Origin of the sequence: Afipia massiliensis (assembly GCF_014203115.1) — a bacterium.
GTDB classification, from domain to species: domain Bacteria; phylum Pseudomonadota; class Alphaproteobacteria; order Rhizobiales; family Xanthobacteraceae; genus Afipia; species Afipia massiliensis.
The window spans coordinates 187,970-209,551 of record NZ_JACHIJ010000001.1 but is presented as its reverse complement, the minus strand read 5'-3'; the positions used below and the strand labels follow the sequence as shown (position 1 = coordinate 209,551).

17 protein-coding genes are annotated in these 21,582 nt (G+C 62.8%); 14 read left to right on the top strand and 3 right to left on the bottom strand.

All coding sequences use genetic code 11. The features are described 5' to 3' along the window. Positions 1 to 10: 10 nt before the first annotated feature. Positions 11 to 286: a DUF1467 family protein gene (locus HNQ36_RS00935; protein ID WP_184082097.1), complete on the top strand. Its 276-nt coding sequence runs from the start codon at positions 11 to 13 to the stop codon at positions 284 to 286. Between the two features lie 446 nt (positions 287 to 732). Here the strand turns inward: HNQ36_RS00935 and HNQ36_RS00930 are convergent, their stop codons facing one another. After that, positions 733 to 2,832, bottom strand: coding sequence for a TonB-dependent receptor family protein (locus HNQ36_RS00930; protein ID WP_184082096.1), 2,100 nt, complete (start codon positions 2,830 to 2,832; stop codon positions 733 to 735). A 57-nt stretch (positions 2,833 to 2,889) separates the two neighbouring features. Continuing rightward, positions 2,890 to 3,270, bottom strand: a complete 381-nt coding sequence (locus tag HNQ36_RS00925; RefSeq protein ID WP_184082095.1) for a hypothetical protein — start codon at positions 3,268 to 3,270, stop codon at positions 2,890 to 2,892. A gap of 173 nt (positions 3,271 to 3,443) precedes the next feature. Between HNQ36_RS00925 and proS the strand changes: the two genes are divergently transcribed. The 3 genes from proS to HNQ36_RS00910 all read left to right on the top strand — a co-directional run bounded on the left by proS (position 3,444) and on the right by HNQ36_RS00910 (position 6,835). Then, the gene (gene proS / locus HNQ36_RS00920) at positions 3,444 to 4,763 is read left to right on the top strand and encodes a proline--tRNA ligase (protein ID WP_184082094.1); all 1,320 of its coding nucleotides are present in this window, start codon (positions 3,444 to 3,446) and stop codon (positions 4,761 to 4,763) included. A 96-nt stretch (positions 4,764 to 4,859) separates the two neighbouring features. Further along, positions 4,860 to 6,128, top strand: a complete 1,269-nt coding sequence (locus tag HNQ36_RS00915; RefSeq protein ID WP_046829960.1) for a lipoprotein-releasing ABC transporter permease subunit — start codon at positions 4,860 to 4,862, stop codon at positions 6,126 to 6,128. An 8-nt stretch (positions 6,129 to 6,136) separates the two neighbouring features. Further along, positions 6,137 to 6,835: an ABC transporter ATP-binding protein gene (locus tag HNQ36_RS00910; RefSeq protein WP_046830312.1), complete on the top strand. Its 699-nt coding sequence runs from the start codon at positions 6,137 to 6,139 to the stop codon at positions 6,833 to 6,835. A gap of 16 nt (positions 6,836 to 6,851) precedes the next feature. Here HNQ36_RS00910 and HNQ36_RS00905 read toward each other — a convergent pair whose 3' ends face one another. Beyond that, complete coding sequence (locus tag HNQ36_RS00905) at positions 6,852 to 7,124, bottom strand: DUF3551 domain-containing protein (RefSeq protein ID WP_184082093.1); 273 nt, start codon at positions 7,122 to 7,124, stop codon at positions 6,852 to 6,854. A gap of 530 nt (positions 7,125 to 7,654) precedes the next feature. Here HNQ36_RS00905 and dnaE point away from each other — a divergent pair. From dnaE to HNQ36_RS00855, 10 genes are all read left to right on the top strand, one after another. After that, on the top strand, positions 7,655 to 11,176 hold the full coding sequence (gene dnaE, locus HNQ36_RS00900) for a DNA polymerase III subunit alpha (RefSeq protein ID WP_184082092.1): 3,522 nt from the start codon (positions 7,655 to 7,657) through the stop codon (positions 11,174 to 11,176). A gap of 110 nt (positions 11,177 to 11,286) precedes the next feature. Next, positions 11,287 to 13,656: a caspase family protein gene (locus HNQ36_RS00895; protein ID WP_184082091.1), complete on the top strand. Its 2,370-nt coding sequence runs from the start codon at positions 11,287 to 11,289 to the stop codon at positions 13,654 to 13,656. A 237-nt stretch (positions 13,657 to 13,893) separates the two neighbouring features. Further along, positions 13,894 to 14,889: a 30S ribosomal protein S2 gene (locus tag HNQ36_RS00890; RefSeq protein ID WP_046829956.1), complete on the top strand. Its 996-nt coding sequence runs from the start codon at positions 13,894 to 13,896 to the stop codon at positions 14,887 to 14,889. A gap of 171 nt (positions 14,890 to 15,060) precedes the next feature. After that, a complete protein-coding gene (tsf, locus tag HNQ36_RS00885; protein ID WP_184082090.1) occupies positions 15,061 to 15,984 on the top strand; it encodes a translation elongation factor Ts in 924 nt (307 codons plus the stop codon). Between the two features lie 96 nt (positions 15,985 to 16,080). Beyond that, entirely contained in the window at positions 16,081 to 16,797 is a 717-nt protein-coding gene (gene pyrH, locus HNQ36_RS00880) for a UMP kinase (RefSeq protein WP_046829954.1), read from the top strand. A 108-nt stretch (positions 16,798 to 16,905) separates the two neighbouring features. Beyond that, positions 16,906 to 17,469 carry a ribosome recycling factor gene (gene frr, locus HNQ36_RS00875; protein WP_046829953.1) on the top strand — a complete coding sequence of 188 codons (564 nt, stop codon included), beginning with the start codon at positions 16,906 to 16,908 and terminating at the stop codon, positions 17,467 to 17,469. A 10-nt stretch (positions 17,470 to 17,479) separates the two neighbouring features. Further along, a complete protein-coding gene (locus tag HNQ36_RS00870; RefSeq protein ID WP_184082089.1) occupies positions 17,480 to 18,250 on the top strand; it encodes an isoprenyl transferase in 771 nt (256 codons plus the stop codon). Next, positions 18,247 to 19,101, top strand: coding sequence for a phosphatidate cytidylyltransferase (locus HNQ36_RS00865; RefSeq protein WP_430641337.1), 855 nt, complete (start codon positions 18,247 to 18,249; stop codon positions 19,099 to 19,101). Before HNQ36_RS00870 ends, HNQ36_RS00865 begins: the two co-directional genes overlap by 4 nt. A 4-nt stretch (positions 19,102 to 19,105) precedes the next feature. Next, positions 19,106 to 20,329 carry a 1-deoxy-D-xylulose-5-phosphate reductoisomerase gene (dxr, locus tag HNQ36_RS00860; RefSeq protein WP_184082088.1) on the top strand — a complete coding sequence of 408 codons (1,224 nt, stop codon included), beginning with the start codon at positions 19,106 to 19,108 and terminating at the stop codon, positions 20,327 to 20,329. A 46-nt stretch (positions 20,330 to 20,375) separates the two neighbouring features. Then, complete coding sequence (locus HNQ36_RS00855) at positions 20,376 to 21,524, top strand: site-2 protease family protein (protein ID WP_184082087.1); 1,149 nt, start codon at positions 20,376 to 20,378, stop codon at positions 21,522 to 21,524. Positions 21,525 to 21,582: the final 58 nt, after the last annotated feature.

Sequence of the window (21,582 nt, the reverse complement as noted above, 5' to 3'; positions counted from 1 at the left end):
CTTTAGATAGATGTTCTATTCGATCTCAACCGCGCTCGCGATCTACTTCGTGCTCTGGTGGGTGGTGCTGTTCGCCGTGCTGCCGTTCGGCGTGCGCAGCCAGATGGAGAACGGCGAGGAGATTGCCGGTACCGATCCGGGTGCGCCCAGTGCTGCACGCATGGGACGCAAGCTGCTGTGGACCACGGTGATCTCCGCCGTGATCTTCGCTGCGGGAATGTGGGCCTTCAGAGCGGGCTATCTCAATATCGAACGCCTGACCCAACTGATGGGCATTCCGCTTTAGCTGGTTCGGAAGTCCGCGAAGCGAACTCCGGACATCGATTGCACCTGCGATATATTTCATCTGCATTGCGCGGCGCTTGCACCGATATGTGATCGTGCGCGCCTTCGAACATTGCGGAAGAAAAAAGAGCAGGGCCAAGGCCCTGCTCTAAAAATTGTGTCGACCCTATTTTCCCCGAAAAGGTTGGATTTATCCTTGATTGGACGGGGCGACGCTGCTTGTGCGCGTCAGGGGCTCCTCCCGAGACTTGGACCACCAGACGATGCGGCGATTAGCCGTATCGCGCTGACGCGTTTTTGTAGCCGAACGTTTCTTCTTTGTCACGTTATTCAGCATTAAATGTCCATTTTTGCGGCAGTGCACAATTCCCCGGTTCAGCCTGAAAACAAGGCTTTTGACGGCGTTTTGACTTGGTCCAAGTTGATCGCTCGGAAAATGGTGGGCAACTACCATCGGACTTTCATTCCCGCGTAAATCGCGCGCCCCGTGCCAGGCTCGAAGAGCGGTGATGCGGCATTTGCGAGTCGCGTGATGCTGGTGCTTGCGATGTACGCGGTGTTCGCGATGTTGCGGGCTTCGAGATACATCGAATACTTGCCGTCATCGACGCCGGCCTTCAGTCCCCAGATTGCGTAGGCCTGCGTGGTGACCGTGTTGAAGTTATCCACGTAGTAAGCCTGCGGGACCCATTCGACATTCGGCCCGATGTAGAAGCCGTTCGCATGCCTGTAGAGCGCCTCGGCGCGCAGGAAGTGACGCGGCGCGCCGGGAAGCTGGTTATTGCCGAAGTTGATGTCGTTATCGAAACGGAAGTCGTTGTAGGTGTAGGCGAGGTTGATCCACACCTTGTCCGCGTCGGGCGTGAAGATGTTTTTGAACACCGCAGCGCCGAGGCCGGCCTCGATGCCCTGATGGACAGTGCGGTCAGCGTTGACCACGTTGCACTGTCCGGGCGCGCCGAACATGCATTGCAGTTCGTTCTTGATCTCGGCGCGGTAGCCGGTCAGTTCCCATGTCAGGTCGGGACGCCGGCCGCGCGTACCAATTTCATAGGTCGTCGCTGTCTGTGGCCGGATCAGCCAGAATGGAATCGCCGGCACGGCCGAACTTTCACCGAAGCTCGGCACCTCGGCGCTGCGCGAGATGTTGGCGAAGGCCTGCCAGGTGAGATCGATGTCCCACAACAACCCGCCCTTGGGACTCCACAGATTGAACTCCGTCGAGCCGCTCGACGTATTTCCAAACCGGGCCGTCCGATCGCGCGTCGCATACAGGAACTGCGTGCCGCCGATCGCGGCGACATTCGGCAGGAAGTAGAATGAATTCTCGACGTAGGCGGAGGTGTTCTTCGACTTGTCGAGCGACGACGACAGCAGCGCGCCCTTGTAGCCGCCGATATTCTGATACTGCTTGTTGTCGATTTCGCCGTTGACGACGTTGACACCCGCGACCAGCCGGTTGCGGAAGTCGCCGATGATCCGGTCATCGGTGACTTTCCCGAATCCGCCGTAGTCCTTGTACTGATAATCCAGCCACTGGAAGATCGGATGCATCAGGTGGCGGTCCACCGCGAATGCACCGAATTCGACCGTGGTAGCGTCGAACCGGATCGTCGTTTTGTTGGCGATCCGTCCGCTATCGATATTGCGCTGCTGGTCGTTGATGACGTTGCCGGCTGCTGCGGTCTGCGGTGAGGTCAGCGCGGACGTTCTGGTGACGGCCCCCGGAATACGCTGCCGGATGTCGTTGGCGTTGATATAGAAGCGGGTCTCGAAATCCGGCGAGAACTGATAGCCGACGTTGCCGCTGGCGCGGGTGCTGTGACCGTAGCTGTGATCCCGGAAGCCCTCGGCCTGCTGGTTCGACGCCGTGAAGAAAGCATCCCATGGACCGTTCGCGCCACCTACGCTGCCCTGAAAACGGCGATAGCCGAACGACCCCATGTCGACGCCGGCGCTGTTGATGCCGATGTTGCGGCCGGTCGGCGTCACGAAGTTGATCGCGCCGCCGAGGGAGTTCGCGCCGAACTGCATCGCGTTCGCGCCCTTGTAGACCTCGACATACTTGTAGGCGGTTGGGTCGATCTCCTGGAAGTCGCCATAGCCATCGGACGTGTTGATCGGAATGCCGTCCATGTAGAGCTGGATGCCGCGCAGATGGAAATTGCGCGACAGGCTGGAGCCGCGAATCGACAGGCGGCTGTCGTCGCCCCATTTCGGCTGCACAAAGACCCCCGGCACGTAGCCGAGAACGTCCTTGATCGTGCTCGCGACGGAGTTGTTCTTGTAATCTTCCGCCGAGACGATGGCGACGCCGCCGGGCGTCTGCTGAATCTCCTGACGGGCTTGCTGCGCGGTTTTTGCGCCGAGCGGTACGGGAGAGGTAGCGACCGGACGAGGGTTTGCAGGTTGATCCTGCCGTTCGGCTTCAACAACAACGGGCGGAAGCGATTGAGGTGCGGTTTGCGCGCGTGCGAACGGGATCGTCGCGACGGCCGCAGCGGACGCCAGCAGAATGCTGCGCGCCCGTATGGAAACGGAAAACATGGGTTGAGTCCCACCAGTGAGATTGACGATTGAACGGATGCGCCAAAGCGCGGGTCGTCAGCTCAGGTGGGGAGGGCCGCGGGGCTGGTGATCGCTCTCCGCGAAGCGGACAACGACGTGATCGTGGGCTGCGGGTTCGAACAGGACGCGCAGCGCGATACGGATCGCCAACGCCGGGGTCTGCGGCGGCTGGTCGGCCGTCGCTACGGCGCTGGACAGGCACATCGGGCAACGGACAACCGGCTTGCCGGAATCGGTGTTGCCGTCAGCGTCAGGGACCGCCGAACTGCCGTTGAGGCAGAGTTCGTGGAAGGCGTTTAGCTTGGACGGAGAAATCGTGGCCAGCAGGGCGCTGGTCAGCATCACGTTGAAGACAAGCGCATAGGCCGCGACAAACGCCGCCCATCGTCCTATCGATCTGATCCGTGTTGCCGTCATCTTGACCCCATCAGGCTGTTACCATGGGTTGCGGGAACCGCAAACCCGGTGGATGCCGCCCCGCCGCACGGCATGCTTTCTCTTGTGTTTTGCCATTTGATCCGCTTTCACTGAAAAGGTTCCCAAGCTTCCCCCGCCGATTCCCGGATCAAATCGAAACCCTGAGTGTTCCCATGCGATTGTCGCGTTTTTTTCTGCCAATTCTCAAAGAGACGCCCAAGGAAGCGGAGATCGTGTCGCATCGCCTGATGCTGCGCGCCGGGATGATGCGGCAGGAAGCTGCGGGCATCTATGCGTGGCTGCCGCTCGGCTTCCGGGTGTTGAAGAAGATCGAGCAGATCGTTCGCGAGGAGCAGAACCGCGCCGGCGCCATCGAACTGTTGATGCCGACGTTGCAGCTTGCTGATTTGTGGCGCGAGAGCGGGCGTTACGACGCCTATGGCCCGGAGATGCTGCGCATCCAGGATCGCCACAAGCGCGAGCTGCTTTACGGTCCGACCAACGAGGAAATGATCACGGAAATCTTCCGGGCCTACGTGAAGTCTTACCGGAGCCTTCCGCTCAACCTCTATCATATCCAATGGAAATTCCGCGACGAGCAGCGTCCGCGTTTCGGCGTGATGCGCGGCCGCGAATTCCTGATGAAGGACGCTTACTCTTTCGACGTCGACGAGGCGGCGGCGCGGCTGTCCTACAACCGCATGTTCGTGGCTTACCTGCGCACCTTCGCCCGCATGGGCCTGAAGGCGATCCCGATGCGCGCCGAGACCGGACCCATCGGCGGCGATCTCTCCCATGAATTCATCGTGCTGGCGGAGACCGGTGAATCCGGCGTGTTCTGCAACAGGGACGTGCTCGACCTGCCGGTGCCGGGTTCGGACGTGGATTACAACGGCGACCTGACGCCGATCATCAAGCAGTGGACGGATCTCTATGCCGCCACTGAGGATGTTCACGACAATGCGCGCTATGAGAGCGAAGTCCCCGCCGACAAGCGGGTGCAGACCCGCGGCATCGAGGTCGGGCAGATCTTCTACTTCGGCACCAAGTATTCGGACACCATGAAAGCCATGGTGTCCGGCCCCGATGGCGCGGAGAGGCCGATCCACGGCGGGTCTTACGGCGTCGGCGTGTCGCGCCTCGTGGGCGCGATCATCGAGGCCTGCCATGACGAAAACGGCATCAAATGGCCGGAGGAAGTCGCGCCTTTCCGCATCGCGATTCTCAACCTGAAGCAGGACAGCGCCGAGACCGGAGCCGCCTGCGAAAAGCTCTACGCCGCGTTGAACGCCAAGGGTGTCGATGTTCTCTACGACGATACCGACCAGCGGCCGGGCGGCAAATTCGCCACCGCCGACCTGATCGGCATTCCGTGGCAGATCCTGATCGGCCCGAAGGGCCTCGCCGAGGGCAAGGTTGAAATCAAGCGCCGCAGTGACGGATCGCGCGAGTTCATGAGCCTGGATGAGGCGATCAACCGCTTCACCGCCTGAGTCATACACGGATTTATCTTCAGTGCGGTCGCGGTCGCGGTAGCTCGCGACTAGAATTAGCCCGATTCGTATGAAAATCCGGACTATGGAACAGACATGAGCGAGCCAGTTCGGACACCACCTTTTGCGCCATTCGAATGGATGCTGTCGTCCCGCTACCTGCGGGCGCGGCGCAAAGAGGGCTTCATTTCGGTCATCGCCGGCTTTTCGTTTCTCGGCATCATGCTCGGCGTCGCAACGCTCATCATCGTGATGGCGGTGATGAACGGCTTTCGCAAGGAATTGCTCGACAAGATTCTCGGCCTGAACGGCCATGTCGTTGTTCAGCCGCTGGAATCGCCGTTGACCGACTGGAAGGAAGTCGCCGAGCGGATCAGCAAGGTTCAGGGAATTCGCTTGGCCGCCCCGGTGGTCGACGGGCAGGCGCTGGCGTCGTCGCCGTTCAATGCTTCGGGCGTTTTCGTGCGCGGTATCCGCGCGCAGGACCTGAATAGCGTCACGTCGATTGCCAAGAACATCAAGCAGGGCACGCTGGAAGGATTCGACGAGGGGCAGGGCGTTGCGATCGGCCGCCGGCTCGCGGATCAATTGTCGCTGCGCGCCGGGGATAGCATTACGCTGGTTGCACCGCGCGGTGCGGTGACCCCGATGGGAACGACGCCGCGCATCAAGCCTTACAAGGTCGCAGCCGTTTTCGAGATCGGCATGTCCGAATACGACGCATCGTTCGTGTTCATGCCGCTGCCCGAAGCGCAGGCTTATTTCAACCGCGCCAACGATGTCACTGCCATCGAGGTCTATACGGTCAATCCCGACAAGATCGATGTCTACCGCAAGTCGGTGACCGAGGCGGCGCAGCGGCCGATCTTCCTGGTGGACTGGCGGCAACGCAATTCCACGTTCTTCAATGCGCTGCAGGTCGAGCGCAACGTGATGTTCCTGATCCTGACGCTGATCGTGCTGGTGGCGGCGCTGAACATCGTTTCGGGACTTATCATGCTGGTGAAGGACAAGGGCAGCGACATCGCGATCCTGCGCACCATGGGGGCGTCGCAGGGCTCGGTGATGCGGGTGTTCCTGATCACCGGCGCCGCCATCGGCGTGGTCGGTACGCTGGTGGGCTTCCTGCTCGGCCTGCTTGTCTGCCTCAACATCGAAACGATCCGTCAGTTCATCTCATGGATGACCAATACCGAATTGTTTTCGCCTGAACTCTATTTCCTGTCCAAGCTTCCGGCTGAAGTCGATGTCGGAGAAACCACGGCGGTCGTAATCATGGCGCTGACGTTATCGTTTCTGGCGACGCTGTACCCGTCCTGGCGCGCCGCGCGCCTCGATCCGATCGAAGCGCTCAGGTACGAATGAGCGCACCGATGGAGCAGGGGGAAAATGGCGTTCCGGTCGTCTATCTGCATGACGTCCGCAGGCGTTACAAACAAGGCGAAGCAACGCTGACCATTCTCGACGGCGCCAGTCTGGCCCTGTGGGAAGGGCAGTCCGTCGCGCTGGTCGCACCATCGGGCACCGGCAAATCGACGCTGCTTCATATCGCGGGTCTGCTGGAGCAGGCGGACGAGGGCGAGGTTTATGTCGGGGGCACCGCGACGTCGGGACTGTCCGATATCGAACGGACCCAGATCAGGCGCACCGATATCGGCTTCGTCTACCAGTCGCATCGGCTGCTGCCGGAGTTCTCGGCGCTCGAGAATGTGATGATGCCGCAGATGATCCGCGGTCTGCCGAAGAAGGAAACCGTCAAGCGGTCACAGGAAATCCTGGCCTATCTCGGATTGGCGGAGCGCGTGACGCACCGGCCGGCCGAGTTGTCGGGTGGCGAGCAGCAGCGCGTGGCGATAGCGCGCGCGGTGGCCAATGCGCCGCGTGTCCTGCTGGCGGATGAACCGACCGGAAATCTCGATCCGCACACCGCGGATCATGTGTTCAAGGCCCTGACCCAGTTGGTGAGGGCAACGCGCGTCGCGATGCTGATCGCGACGCATAACATGGACCTGGCTGCCCGGATGGACCGCCGCGTCTCGCTGCAGGACGGTCACGTCATCGAGCTCGACTGAACTCGATCAGGTCGGCTCAGTAGGCCGAGCGCTGGGTGCGGCGGCGCGGCTGCTGATAAACCGGCTCGTCGTCGCTATAGGCGTAATACGGATTGGCATAGCAGCCTGCATAGGTTCCTGCTGCGGTCGCCTGGCACTGCTGATAGGTCGCGTAGCTGCAGTCGCCCTGACCGGTGGCGATGTCCCGGCCCTGCAGACAGAACGGATAGTTTCCCCGGGCTTCCGCAGGGGCGGACTGGACGGCGAAACCGGTGCCGAGCACCGCGAGGGCCAAAAGTAGATTGCGCATTGTGATCTCCTGCCGGGCGGCGCCCGGGATTCCTGTTGAACCCAGACCGTTTTTAACATGCTCCGTCAACTCACGTTCCTGCGTAGCTGTTGATGAATTTGCGAAAGTCACGGGCCGTTTACGTTTTGTTAGCACTGGCGAGGGGCCGGAATTTCCGACGCTTGACTTGAAGAACAAAAAAGGAACAATGTTCCCATTACGTTCTCATAGAGTCGGTAGAGCGTCGATTAGGGAGTTCGGTCATGTTGAAGACATTCGTTGAAGAAGCTGCTGCGCTGACCTCGCTTGTGCTGTTCGTCGGAATGATCGCGATCTGGGCGCAAGTCATTCCGCAGATGTAGTCGGTAACCGGCCTCGGGAACGCCCCGAGGCTGGGGAAAACGATGATGGACCCGGCATAGACAGACGGGTCCGCGTCATCCGCGTGGACACCTGTTGTACAAGGCACCACCATCGACCCTCATGAGTCGTCCTGTCGTCGCAGGCGGTTCATCGCGCCGATGAAACTCCGCGAAGGTTGCCAGGTCCGCATGTCCAAAGCCATTACACCGAAGTCGTCCGCGTCGGACCCCGGGTTCGTCCATCTGCACGTGCATTCGGCGTATTCGCTGCTGCAGGGATCGATGACGATCGGCAAGCTGGCTGAACTTGCCAAGGCCGATCATCAGCCCGCACTGGCGCTGACCGACAACGACAACATGTTCGGCGCGCTGGAGTTTTCCGACAAGATCGCCGGATACGGCATCCAGCCCATCACCGGCTGCGCGATGTCGGGTGATTTCGGCGATCAGGACCCTGCGGCCCGCAACGCGCTTGCGCCCGCGCGGCTTGTGCTGCTGGCGACCAACGAGGACGGCTATCGCAGCCTGATGAAGCTGAACTCCCGCGCGTTTCAGGACACGCCGGTCAATCAGTCGCCCCACATCAAGATCGAGTGGCTGGAGGGCGAGACCGCCGGGCTGATCGCGCTGACAGGCGGACCGGACGGCGTGATCGCGCAGGCCGTCAGCGCCGAGCAGCCGGCTTTGGCTCAGGCGCGCTGCGACACCCTGGCGAAACTGTTCGGGGATCGGCTCTACATCGAATTGCAGCGCCACGGGCTTGAGAACGAACGCCGCGTTGAGCCCGCTTTGATCGACATGGCGTATGCCATGGGCCTGCCGCTGGTCGCGACCAACCAGCCGTATTTCGCCACCGCCGACGATTACGAAGCGCATGACGCGCTGCTCTGTATCGCGGGCGGGCGTCTGGTGTCGGAAACCGATCGGAATCAGCTGACGCCAGACCATCGCTTCAAGACGCGCGCCGAAATGGCCGTGCTGTTCGCCGATCTGCCGGAAGCGCTGGCGTCGACCGTCGAGATCGCGAAGCGCTGCGCCTACCGGCCGCGAACGCGCAAGCCGATCCTGCCGCGCTTCACGGTGGGAAGTGATAACTCCGGCGACGCGGAAGCCGAGGAGGGAACCGAGTTGCGCCGTCAGGCCGCCGAAGGCTTGGCAGGCCGCCTGGCGCTGCATGGTCTGGCGCCGGGCATCACCGAGGAAGACTACAGCAAGCGTCTCGCCTTCGAGCTCGATGTCATCACCCGCATGAACTATTCGGGCTACTTCCTGATCGTATCGGACTTCATCAAGTGGGCGAAGGCGCAGGGCATTCCGGTCGGACCGGGCCGTGGTTCGGGCGCAGGCTCGCTGGTGGCCTATGCGCTCACGATTACCGACCTCGATCCGATCCGGTTCGGCCTGCTGTTCGAGCGCTTTCTCAATCCTGAACGCGTGTCGATGCCGGACTTCGACATCGACTTCTGTCAGGACCGCCGCATCGAGGTGATCCGTTACGTGCAGGACCGTTACGGCCGCGAGCAGGTCGGGCAGATCATCACCTTCGGGACTTTGCAGGCGCGCGGCGTGCTGCGCGACGTCGGCCGCGTCCTGCAGATGCCCTATGGGCAGGTGGACCGGCTCACCAAGCTGGTGCCGCAAAATCCGGCGGCGCCTGTCACGCTGGCGAAGGCCATCGAGAGCGAGCCGAAGCTGCAGGCCTTCCGCGACGAAGACCCGGTGGTCGCGCGCGCCTTCGACATCGCGCAACGCCTTGAAGGGCTCACGCGCCATGCCTCGACCCACGCGGCGGGCATCGTGATCGGCGACCGGCCACTCAGCGAGCTGGTGCCGATGTACCGCGATCCGAAATCGGACATGCCGGTCACCCAGTTCAACATGAAGTGGGTTGAGCCTGCGGGACTGGTGAAGTTCGACTTCCTCGGCCTGAAGACGCTGACAGTGCTCGATGTCGCGGTGAAGCTGCTGAAGCAGCGCGGGGTCGAGGTCGATCTCGCCACGCTGCCGCTCGACGACAAGCAGAGCTACGAGATGCTGGCGCGGGGCGAAGTGGTCGGCGTGTTCCAGGTTGAAAGTCAGGGCATGCGGCGCGCGTTGGTCGACATGCGCCCCGACCGTTTCGAGGACATCATCGCGCTGGTCGCGCTGTATCGTCCGGGTCCGATGGCGAACATTCCGACGTACTGCGCGCGCAAACACGGCGACGAGGAGCCCGAGTACCTGCATCCGATGCTGGAGCCGATCCTCAAGGAAACCTTCGGCGTCATCATCTATCAGGAACAGGTGATGCAGATCGCGCAGGTGATGGCGGGCTACTCGCTCGGCGACGCCGACCTGCTGCGCCGCGCGATGGGCAAGAAGATCCGCGCGGAAATGGAAAAGCAGCGCGCGATCTTTGTCGCGGGCGCAGTGAAAAACAACGTGACCAAGGGGCAGGCGGAGACGATCTTCGAACTGCTCGCGAAGTTCGCCGACTACGGCTTCAACAAGAGCCACGCGGCGGCCTATGCGCTGGTCTCCTACCAGACCGCTTACATGAAGTCGCACTATCCGGTGGAGTTCATCGCGGCGTCGATGACGCTCGACATGAACAACACCGACAAGCTGTCGGAATTCCGCGCCGAGGCGCAGCGGCTCGGCTTCAAGGTCGAGGCGCCGTCGGTCAATCGGTCGGGCGCGACGTTCGAGGTCAAGGACAACACGATCTATTACGCACTCGCTGCGCTGAAGGGCGTCGGCGGGCAGGCGGTCGAACTTCTCGTTGAAGCACGCGGCGACAGCGCCTTCACGTCACTGGCCGATTTCGCGTCGCGGGTGAATCCACGCGCCATCAACAAGCGCGTGGTCGAGAGTCTGGCTGCCGCAGGTGCTTTCGACACCATCGATTCAAACCGTGCGCGGGTGTTTGCGGGCGCCGACGTCATCGTCGCGGCCTGCCAGCGCGGGCATCAAGCCACGACGTCGGGTCAGGACGATATGTTCGGCGGCATGGCGGATGCGCCGAGCATTGTGCTTCCCAATGTGGAGCCGTGGCTGCCGGCGGACCGCCTGCGCCGCGAATACGACGCTATCGGCTTCTTCCTGTCGGGACATCCGCTGGACGATTATGCGACGGCGCTGAAACGCCTGCGCGTGCAGTCGTGGAGCGAGTTTTCCCGTGCGGTGAAGACCGGTGCGACTGCGGGACGTGTCGCCGCGACGGTGGTGTCGCGGATGGAGCGCCGCACCAAGACCGGCAACAAGATGGGCATCATCGGGTTGTCCGATCCGACCGGACATTTCGAGGCTGTGCTGTTCTCGGAGGGGCTCGCGCAGTACCGCGACGTGCTGGAGCCCGGATCGGCCGTGCTCATGCAGATCGGTGCGGAGTTGCAGGGCGAGGACGTGCGTGCACGGATTCTCCATGCGGAGCCGCTCGACGATGCCGCCGCCAAGACCCAGAAGGGCTTGCGCATCTTCGTGCGCGACGACAAGCCGCTGGAGTCGATCTCCAAGCGGCTGGAAGGCCATCAGGTCGCGTCTGCCAGCAATAAAATCCAGCCGGTCAAATCTGCAGGGCCGGCGGCCGGCGACGGCGAAGTCACGCTGGTGATGATGCTCGACCTCGAAACCGAAGTGGAGCTGAAGCTGCCGGGCCGGTTCAAGGTCTCGCCCCAGATCGCCGGTGCGATCAAGGCGGTCTCGGGGGTGGTGGACGTTCAGACGGTGTGACCGTTTCGCGCAGGCCACCCGGCTGCCTTATTCCGACTACCTTTTGTTCAAACTCTGTTCAGACGGCGCGGGTTTGACTGTGCCGTTGGGCTGAACGAGGGACACGTCTCATGCGCGGGATGATCAGGCTTTTTGCGGCAGCACTGGCTTTCGCTGCCATGGCGTCGGCGCTTCACGCACAAACCCCGCCGCCCGCGCAGGGCCAGCAAACCCGCATCGCGCTGGTTATCGGCAACGGCAATTATCAAAGCGCGCCGCTGGCGACAGCCGCCAACGATGCGGGCCTGATCGCCCAGACACTGCAGGCAGCGGGCTTCGATGTGGTCGGCGCGCGCGATCTCGACGGCGAGACGCTGCGGCAGACGTTCCGCGACTTCATCCAGAAGGCGCAGAAAGCGGGACCGAACACCGTCGCGATGGTTTATCTCGCGGGTTACGGCCTGCAGCTCGCGGGCGAAAACTACTTCGTGCCCGTCGATGCCGCCATGGCGCGCGACACCGACGTTCCGGTCGAAGGCCTGCGCGTCGGCGATTACATCCGCCAGTTGTCGGCACTGCCGCTGAAGGCCAACATCGTCGTGGTCGACGCGGCCTACAATCATCCGTTCGCGAAGGAAGGCCAGCCGCTCGCGGGCGGTCTTGCACTGATCGAGCCGGAGCCGAAAGGTCTGATTGCGTTCAACGCGGCCCCCGGAACGGTCGCGCCGAACCCGACCGGGAACTACGGGCCTTACGCCCAGGCGTTGGCGGAAATGATCCGCACCGGCGGCATTTCGCTTCCCGAAGTTTTCAACCGCACGAAGCTGCGCGTCAACGACGTGACCAAGGGCGCCGAGGTGCCATGGGATGCGCAGAAACTTGAAGGCGACTTCCTGTTCTTCGAGCGTGCGCCGGATGCGCCGCCGCTTCAGGCCGATCCGGCGGCAGCCGCACGATCCAAGCCGATCCGCGACCTCGATGCGAAGGACGCCTATATCGCGGCGCTCGAACGCGACACGATTGCCGACTACGAGGCCTTCCTTGCCGCCTATCCGGACGATCCGATGGCGAAGCGGGTGAGGGCGATCATCGCCGCGCGCCGCGAGGCGGTCACATGGCGGCAGACCTACCGCGCCAACACCCAGCAGGCTTACTGGTCCTATCTGAAGCGCTATCCGAAGGGACCCCATGCCGCGGACGCGCGCCGCCGTCTGGCCAATATCGCTGCGGCGCTCGAGCCGCCGCCGGTATTCGACGAGTACGCATACGACGTGCCGCCACCGCTCGACTATGAGTACGAATACGTCTACCGGCCGTATCTGATGTTCGACGATCCGGTGTTTGGATTTCTGCCGCCGCCGCCGGTGCCGGTGTTCTTCCTGCCGCCGCCGCCGGAAGATTTCATCGTGCTCGATCCGCCGATTTATTACGCGGATGTCTATTATCTGCCGCAGCCGATCTTCATTCCGATCCCGATCTTCATCCGGCCGCCGATCTATGTGCGGCCGCCGGTGAACCGTTTCCTGTTCGCCAACATTCACAACAGGAACGTCATCAACACCGTCATCAACCGGCGTCCGCCGGATGCTGGCATCAGACCCGGGGGACCCGGCGGCCAGTTCGGGCCGGGAGGTCGGCCGGGACGGCCGGGTGGACCGCGCGATGCGGCAGTCACCCGACCCGCGTTTGCGCCGGGCTTGCCGCCGTCGGCTACGCGAAAAGCGAACCTGATCCGTCAGGGCAAGGTGACGCCGCCTCCGGGCGTTCTGCCGGTTGCAGCCGGTGCCGGCCGTCCGGGAGCTCCGGGACTGGGACGACCTGGTCAGCAGGGAGGACCTGGGCAGGATCAGAAGCCCGGCAGCGTTCAACCGGGCAATCTTCGGCCGGGCAATGTGCTGCCGGGTCAAACGCCAGGCGCCGGACCGGATGGACGGCCCCGCCCCGGAGCGCGCCCGTTGCCGAGCACCTTGCCGGCTCCCGGCGTGACCGGACCGCAACCGGACCGCGATGCACGCCCGGGGCGACCCGATCGGCCGGGGCGACCCGACCGGGGTTCCGACGGCAAGCCGGGAGTCGCAGCGCCATCCGTGCAGCCGGGGACTGTCGCCCCGTCCGGGCCGGAGGCAAGGCCGGGCCGCCCCGAGCGGCCTGCCGTACAGCCGCGGCCGCAAATTCAGAGGCCGACGGCTGCGCCTAGGCCTGAGGTTGCGCCACGCCCGCAGGTTCAACGGCCTCAATTCCAACGGCCGGCTGCTCCGCCTCAGCGTCCGCAGATGGCGCCAAGGCCGCAGCCGCAGTTCCAGCGGCCCGCCGCGCCACCGCGACCCCAGATGGCACCGCGACCGCAGCCACAGTTCCAGCGGCCGGCACCGCAAATGGCTCCGCGACCGCAAATGGCGCCACGGCCCCAGATGGCCCCGCGGCCAGCGGCGCCACCGCCACGGGCGGCTCCTCCGCCGAGGCCTGCACCTGTGGCCCGGCCCGGCAGACCGCCGGGTTGAGAGGAGCGCGACGCCGGCGAGCGCTTCGCTGAAATCGGCAGCTTCCGGCCGCAAAGTCGGCCGGATTTGCTTGCTTAACCAAGGTGGCGTGGGTATAAGCCGCGCATCTCACACGGAAGCATGGCTCTAAAAAGCCGTCCGGTGGCAACCGGGCCAAGTACTTTTGTCATTCGTGACTTTTGTCGTTGGCTTGTCTTGCTCACACGCTTCCGGAGGAACCAACCGGAGAATTGAACTATGGCGCTTCCTGAATTTTCTATGCGTCAGCTCCTTGAAGCTGGCGTGCACTTTGGTCACCAGTCCCACCGATGGAATCCGAAGATGGCGGATTACATCTTCGGTGCCCGCAACAACATTCACATCATCGATCTCGCGCAGACCGTGCCGCTGCTTCACCGCGCGCTGCAGGCTGTCAGCGACACCGTCGCCAAGGGCGGTCGCGTGCTGTTCGTCGGCACCAAGCGCCAGGCACAGGACGGCGTGGCGGAAGCCGCGAAGCGCTCTGCGCAGTACTTCGTCAACTCGCGCTGGCTCGGCGGCACGCTGACCAACTGGAAGACCGTTTCCGGTTCGATCAAGCGTCTGCGCCAGCTCGACGAGATGCTGGGTTCGGGCGAAGGCCATCAGTACACCAAGAAAGAGCGCCTTACGCTGACGCGTGAGCGCGACAAGCTCGACCGCTCGCTCGGCGGCATCAAGGACATGGGCGGCTTGCCCGACCTGATCTTCGTGATCGACACCAACAAGGAAGACATCGCGATCCAGGAGGCCCAGCGCCTTAACATCCCGGTGGCCGCGATCGTCGATACCAATTGCGATCCGAAGGGCATCACCTACGTGGTTCCCGGCAACGACGACGCCGGCCGTGCGATCTCGCTGTATTGCGATCTCATCGCGCGCGCGGTGATCGACGGCATTTCGCGTGCCCAGGGCGGTGCTGGCATCGACATCGGCGCAATGGCCAACCCTGTTCCGGAAGCTGTCGCGCCTGCGAAGTCGGAAGGCTTCCAGGGCCTTGCCGGTCCGCGCGGCGTTGCCGACGACCTCAAGAAGCTCACCGGTGTGTCCGGCGCGATCGAGAAGAAGTTCAACGACCTAGGCATCTTCCACTACTGGCAGCTTGCCGAACTCGATCACGATACCGCCCACAAGATCGGCGAAGAAGTCGGTCTTCCGGCGCGTGCCGACGGCTGGGTTGCCCAGTCGAAGGCGCTGACCGCGGAAGCGGAATAAGCCTTATACGTATCGCGCGGCCGGTTCATTCCGGCCGCGACTTCCCCCGACGGCGCGTATTGGTTCTGCGACCAGATTACGCGCAAGCTTATATGTAAATCCTGCGCGTCGAATCCGGCTTGCCAGCACACGCTGCGCCGCGCGGCCCGCACAGGCAAAGGACATCCCACGATGGCAACGATCACTGCAGCGATGGTCAAGGATCTGCGCGAGAAGACCGGCGTAGGCATGATGGACTGCAAGCAGGCGCTGAACGAGACCAGCGGCGACATGGAAGCCGCCATCGACTGGCTGCGCAAGAAGGGCCTTTCGAAGGCCGCCAAGAAGGCCGGCCGCGTTGCTGCGGAAGGCCTGATCGCAGCCATCACCGCAGGCACCAAGGGCGTTGTCGTCGAGGTCAACTCCGAGACCGACTTCGTCGCGCGCAATGAACAGTTCCAGGGCCTCGTGAAGATGGTGGGTCAGGTTGCGCTCAAGACCGGCACCGATGTCGAGAAGATCAAGGCTGCCAAGGTCGGCGACATCACCGTCGAGCGCGCGATCGCCGACGCAATCGCCACCATCGGCGAAAACATGACGCTGCGCCGCGCGGCCGAACTCTCGGTCAGCGATGGCGTGATCGCGAGCTACATCCACAATGCCGTGTTCGACGGCCTCGGGAAGATGGGCGTGCTCGTCGCGCTCGAGTCGACCGGCGCGAAGGATGAACTGGCGACCCTCGGCCGTCAGATCGCGATGCACGTCGCTGCCGCCAATCCGCAGGCGCTCGATGCCGCAAGCCTCGATCCCGAGGTTGTGCGCCGCGAGAAGGACGTCATGGCCGACAAGTACCGTCAGCAGGGCAAGCCGGACGCCATGATTGCGAAGATCGTCGAATCGGGTCTGAAGACCTACTACAAGGAAGTGACCCTGCTGGAGCAGGCGTTCATTCACGACAACGCCAAGACCGTGGCGCAGGCTGTGAAGGATGCTGAGGGCAAAGTCGGCGCGCCTATCAAGCTGACCGGATTTGTGCGCTATGCTCTCGGCGAGGGAATCGAGAAGCAGGAATCCGATTTCGCTGCTGAAGTCGCAGCCGCTGCCGGGCAGGGGTAACGACACGACGCGCGCCAATCGGAATCCTGAGCGCATTCAGCAACGGGCAATCCTTGTCTTGCGGAGTGTGCTCAATTCGAAAGAGTGAGCGATCGCATGGGTGAACCGGCTTATCGACGTGTTGTGGTCAAGGTGTCCGGCGAGTATCTCGCCGGAGACCAGTCCTTCGGTATTCACCAGCCCACCATCGACCGGATCGCCGGCGACCTCATCAAGGCCCGTGAACTCGGCGTTGAGATCGCCGTCGTCGTCGGCGGCGGTAATATTTTCCGCGGCGTTGAGGTCTCCTCCCGTGGTGTGTCCCGCACCACCGGCGACACGATGGGCATGCTGGCCACCATCATGAACTGTCTCGCGCTGGAATCGGCGCTCGAGCGCAAGGGTCAGTCGGCGCGTGTGCTGTCGGCTTTCGTCATGCCGCAGGTCTGCGAACTGTTCACGCGCAGCGCGGCTCACCGGTATCTCGCCGAGGGGCGCATCGTCGTGCTCGCCGGCGGCACCGGCAATCCATATTTCACGACCGACACCACTGCGGTCTTGCGCGCGGCCGAGATCGGCGCGCAGGCGGTTCTCAAGGCCACCAACGTGGACGGTGTCTACAGCGCCGATCCGAAGAAGGATCCAGCCGCCAAGCGATTCGAACGTCTGAGCCATTCGCAGGCGGTGGAAGGCGGCTATAAGGTGATGGACGCGACGGCCTTCGCGCTTGCCCGCGAGACGTCGTTGCCTATCATCGTGTTCTCGATTGCGGAACCGGGGTCGATCGGTGCCGTGCTGGCCGGCAAGGGCAAGAGCACGATTGTCGCTGGTTGACGCGCTGCGATTCCGGAGCGCGTAAGCGGAAAATTTGAGCCTGAACAATAAGATACGCGATGCGGCCGAGACGTTGAGCCGCATCAGACTTGAAGGGAGTACCATCGCATGGCCGCCGGGAATTTCGATATCAACGATCTGAAGCGCCGGATGGAGGGCGCGATCAACGCCCTCAAGCACGAACTCGGCGGACTGCGTACCGGCCGTGCTTCTGCGTCGATGGTCGAGCCCGTGCAAGTCGAGGCCTATGGCAGTCACATGCCGCTCAATCAGGTCGCGACGGTCAGCGTGCCGGAACCGCGTCTGATCTCGGTTCAGGTCTGGGACAAGTCGATGGTGAAGGCTGTCGAAACGGCCATCGTCAACTCGAACCTCGGTCTCAGCCCGGCGACCGAAGGCCAGGTCATCCGCCTGCGAATTCCCGAACTCAACGAAGAGCGCCGCAAGGAACTGGTGAAGGTCGCACACAAGTACACCGAGGCTGCACGCGTTGCCGTGCGCCACGTGCGCCGCGACGGCCTTGATGTACTCAAGAAGCTTGAGAAGGATCATCAGATCTCAGAAGACGATGAGAAGCGCCTTTCGAACGAGGTTCAGAAGGCGACCGATGCTGCCATCGCTGACGTCGACAAGGCGCTTGCGACCAAGGAAAAAGAAATTCTCACGGTTTAAGAGATCGCGAATGTCGAACGGCGCCATGCCAAAGCCAGAGGAATCGGATCGTGCCGATGCGCCGCGGCATGTTGCGATCATCATGGATGGCAACGGACGCTGGGCGGCGGCGAGGGGACTGCCCCGCGCCGAAGGTCATCGCCGCGGCGTCGATGCGCTCCGCAAGGTGGTGCGCGCGACGGGCGAACTCGGGATTTCCTATCTCACGATCTTTTCGTTCAGTTCCGAGAACTGGTCGCGGCCTGCGAGCGAGATAGGCGATCTGTTCGGCCTGCTGCGGCGCTTCATCCGCAACGATCTTGCGACGCTGCACGCCGATGGCGTCCGCGTTCGGGTGATCGGTGAGCGCGGCGGACTCGAGTCCGATATCTGCACTCTTCTGAATGAAGCCGAGGACCTGACGCGAAACAACACGCGGCTGACGCTTGTCGTCGCGTTCAACTATGGATCGCGGCAGGAGATCGCCAACGCGGCGCAGCGGCTTGCGCGCGAAGTCGCGGAAGGCAAGCGCGATCCGGCGACGATCACGACCGACGTGCTCGGCAGCTATCTCGACACCTCGGACATTCCCGATCCGGATCTGATCATCCGCACCAGCGGCGAGCAGCGGCTGTCGAATTTCCTGATGTGGCAGGCGGCTTACAGCGAGTTGGTGTTCGTTCCGATTCACTGGCCGGATTTCGACAAGGCCGCGCTGGAAGGCGCGATTGCCGAATACGCCACCCGCGAGCGGCGTTTCGGCGGCCTGATCGCCAAGAACGTCGCAAAGACCGGATCGTGAGCGGCGTGGCCCCGGATACGCCAGCGACACCGGAGACTGCCAAAGGCTCGAGCAATCTCTTCATGCGCGTCGTTGCGGCGCTGGTCATGGCTCCGCTGACCATTGCGATTGCGTGGATCGGCGGCTGGCCATGGGCCTGCATCGTGATCGCGGCTGCCGCGTTGCTGTATTTCGAATGGCTGATGATCGTCGGCGCATCCGGTAACCGGCTGGCCGTCGCAGCAGGAATAACCGCGCTGGCGATTGCCGGCGTGTGTCTGATGATGCGACGGACGGACCTCGCACTCGGGATCGTGGCTGTGGGGATCGCGCTTGCCGCCGTTGCCGGACGCGGACAGCGCGGCTGGGTTGCAAGCGGACTGGTTTATGCCGCTGCGGCGCTATTGGCTGCGATTGTTGTCCGACGCGACGCTGACTTCGGATTCGTCGCGCTGATGTTCGTGCTTCTGGTCGTCTGGGTGACCGACATCGGCGGATACTTTGCGGGACGCGGCATTGGCGGACCGAAACTTTGGCCGCGCGTCAGCCCGAAGAAGACATGGGCGGGCGCGATTGGCGGACTGGTACTCGCCCTTTTCGTTGCCGCGGTATTCGCATGGCTTGGTTTCGGCGGCATGCTTGCACTGCTTCTGCTCGGCGCAGTGCTGTCGATTGTTTCGCAACTCGGCGACCTGTTCGAATCCGCGATCAAGCGCCGTTTCGACGTCAAGGACTCGAGCCACATCATTCCCGGTCACGGCGGCTTGCTGGACCGGCTCGACGGTTTCGTTGCGGCGATTGTTTTCGCCGCTCTCATTGGTTTTATGCGCGGCGGCCTCGATGGCGTCGGTCGCGGTTTCATGGTTTGGTGATGTGATGAACGCTGTTCCGTTGCGTAACAACAGGGCCGCAGCCTCCGCGGTGCGGACCATTACGGTGCTCGGCGCCACCGGGTCGATCGGCGACAGCACGATGGATCTGCTGCGGGCGTCGCCCGAGCGCTATCAGGTCGAAGCGCTGACAGCCAACAGCAATGTCGAGGGACTGGCCAATCTCGCGAAGGAATTCGGCGCGCGGTTTGTCGCCGTGGCCGATGCGTCGAAGCTCGGTGAATTGCGGGACGCGCTCGCCGGAACGAACATTGCGTACGGCGCAGGCGAAAGCGCCATCATCGAGGCAGCCGAGCGTCCGGCGGACTGGGTGATGGCTGCGATCAGCGGAGCGGCGGGTTTGAAGCCCGCGCTCGCGGCAGCGGATCGCGGCGCGACGATCGCGCTCGCCAACAAGGAATGTCTCGTTTGCGCCGGTGACTTCTTCATGGACCGTGCCGCGAAAGCGGGCGCGTGCATTCTGCCTGCGGATTCCGAGCACAACGCGCTGTTTCAGGCGCTCGCATCCGGCAACCGCGAAGAGCTGGTTCGCGTCATCATCACCGCGTCCGGCGGGCCGTTCCGCACCTGGAAAGCGGCCGACATCGCGCAGGCCACTTTGGCGCAGGCGCTGAAGCATCCGAACTGGAGCATGGGCCAGAAAATCACCATCGATTCCGCATCGATGATGAACAAGGGACTGGAGGTGATCGAAGCCTCCTATCTGTTCGCCTTGTCGCCGGATGAAATCGATGTGCTGGTGCATCCGCAGTCCATCGTACACGGCATGGTAGAATTTTCGGATCGTTCCGTGATGGCGCAGCTCGGCACGCCCGACATGCGCACGCCGATTGCGCATTGCCTCGGCTGGCCGGATCGCATCGTGGGACGTGCCGCGGCGCTGGATCTCGCGAAAATCGGCTCGCTGACCTTCGAGGCGCCGGACTACGACAGGTTCCCCGGACTGAAACTCGCCTATGACGCGCTGCGCACGGGCAATGGCGCAACGACCGTCTATAACGCGGCGAACGAAGTCGCTGTGGCGGCTTTTGTCGCCCAGAAAATCCGGTTTGGCGGCATCGCACAGCTCGTCGAGGCGACCATGAACAACTGGGTGCGGGCAGGGAATCTCGCGCCGCTGACGTCAGCCGACGACGCGATTTCCGTTGACCATGATGCACGAAATAGTGCGGTCACCCTCTTGCCTCAAATTGCCTTAAAGGCATCCTAGAGCGTTGGGGATCGGGCCGGACGGCCTGCTGGTGAGGGATTGGGTTGTGGATTTTTTCCTGAGTGGTTTCAATACGTTGAGTCATGGCCTGATCGGCTACATCATTCCCTTCCTGTTTGTCCTGACCATCGTTGTCTTCTTCCATGAGCTTGGCCATTTCCTCGTCGCCCGCTGGGCCGGGGTGAAGGTCTTAACGTTCTCGCTCGGGTTCGGTCCGGAACTGTTCGGTTTCAACGACCGTCACGGCACCCGCTGGAAGGTTTCGGCCATTCCGCTCGGCGGCTACGTCAAGTTTTTTGGCGACGAGTCCGAAGCCAGCACGCCGTCCGCCGACGCGCTCCAGGGCATGACGGCCGACGAGCGCAAGGTCAGCTTCCATCACAAGGGGGTTGGTGCTCGCGCGGCCATCGTGGCTGCGGGGCCGATCGCGAACTTCCTGCTCGCGATCGTGATTTTCGCCGCGCTCTTCACGTTCTTCGGCAAGCCGAGCCAGACCGCGCGCGTCGATTCCATTCAGGAAAACAGCGCCGCTGCGGCCGCAGGGTTCAAGCCCGGCGACATCGTGACGGGGATCAACGGCGACGCGATCGAAAGCTTCACCGAGATGCAGCGTATCGTCAGCACCAAGGCGGGTACGCCGCTGGTGTTCACCGTCAAGCGCGGTGACGAAACCGTAAAGCTGAACGGAACGCCTCAGCTCAAGGAAATCAAGGATACCTTCGGCAACGTCCACCGGGTCGGTATCCTGGGAATCACCCGTGCCACGGGTCCCGGCGACACCGTCACCAAACCCGTGAACCCGGCGACCGCTGTCTGGCTGGGCGTCAAGGAAACCTGGTTCGTCGTTGACCGCACCGTTTCGTACATCGGCGGGATTTTCACCGGCCGGGAGAATGCGGATCAGGTTGGCGGACCGATCCGGATCGCCCAGATCTCCGGGCAGGTGGCCACGATCGGCCTTTCGGCCCTGATTCACCTAGCCGCGGTCCTTTCGGTTTCCATCGGCCTGCTGAACCTGTTTCCGGTGCCGCTTCTGGATGGCGGACACCTTTTGTTCTATGCAGTCGAAGCCATTCGCGGGAAGCCGCTGTCGGAGCGGTCGCAGGAGCTCGGTTTCCGTGTCGGATTGGCGCTTGTGCTGATGTTGATGTTGTTCGCGACCTACAACGACATCCTGCATCTGGCCTCGTCCTGATTGAGGCTTTTTTACAGGCGTGGCCGATCAGCAACGTCTTGTTGGGAAATTGGAATTG

Coding starts and splice junctions, on each gene's coding strand:
- HNQ36_RS00935 (WP_184082097.1), top strand. CDS start 11: ATGTTCTATTCGATCTCAACCGCGCTCGCGATCTACTTCGTGCTCTGG.
- HNQ36_RS00930 (WP_184082096.1), bottom strand. CDS start 2,832: ATGTTTTCCGTTTCCATACGGGCGCGCAGCATTCTGCTGGCGTCCGCT.
- HNQ36_RS00925 (WP_184082095.1), bottom strand. CDS start 3,270: ATGACGGCAACACGGATCAGATCGATAGGACGATGGGCGGCGTTTGTC.
- proS (WP_184082094.1), top strand. CDS start 3,444: ATGCGATTGTCGCGTTTTTTTCTGCCAATTCTCAAAGAGACGCCCAAG.
- HNQ36_RS00915 (WP_046829960.1), top strand. CDS start 4,860: ATGAGCGAGCCAGTTCGGACACCACCTTTTGCGCCATTCGAATGGATG.
- HNQ36_RS00910 (WP_046830312.1), top strand. CDS start 6,137: ATGGAGCAGGGGGAAAATGGCGTTCCGGTCGTCTATCTGCATGACGTC.
- HNQ36_RS00905 (WP_184082093.1), bottom strand. CDS start 7,124: ATGCGCAATCTACTTTTGGCCCTCGCGGTGCTCGGCACCGGTTTCGCC.
- dnaE (WP_184082092.1), top strand. CDS start 7,655: ATGTCCAAAGCCATTACACCGAAGTCGTCCGCGTCGGACCCCGGGTTC.
- HNQ36_RS00895 (WP_184082091.1), top strand. CDS start 11,287: ATGCGCGGGATGATCAGGCTTTTTGCGGCAGCACTGGCTTTCGCTGCC.
- HNQ36_RS00890 (WP_046829956.1), top strand. CDS start 13,894: ATGGCGCTTCCTGAATTTTCTATGCGTCAGCTCCTTGAAGCTGGCGTG.
- tsf (WP_184082090.1), top strand. CDS start 15,061: ATGGCAACGATCACTGCAGCGATGGTCAAGGATCTGCGCGAGAAGACC.
- pyrH (WP_046829954.1), top strand. CDS start 16,081: ATGGGTGAACCGGCTTATCGACGTGTTGTGGTCAAGGTGTCCGGCGAG.
- frr (WP_046829953.1), top strand. CDS start 16,906: ATGGCCGCCGGGAATTTCGATATCAACGATCTGAAGCGCCGGATGGAG.
- HNQ36_RS00870 (WP_184082089.1), top strand. CDS start 17,480: ATGTCGAACGGCGCCATGCCAAAGCCAGAGGAATCGGATCGTGCCGAT.
- dxr (WP_184082088.1), top strand. CDS start 19,106: ATGAACGCTGTTCCGTTGCGTAACAACAGGGCCGCAGCCTCCGCGGTG.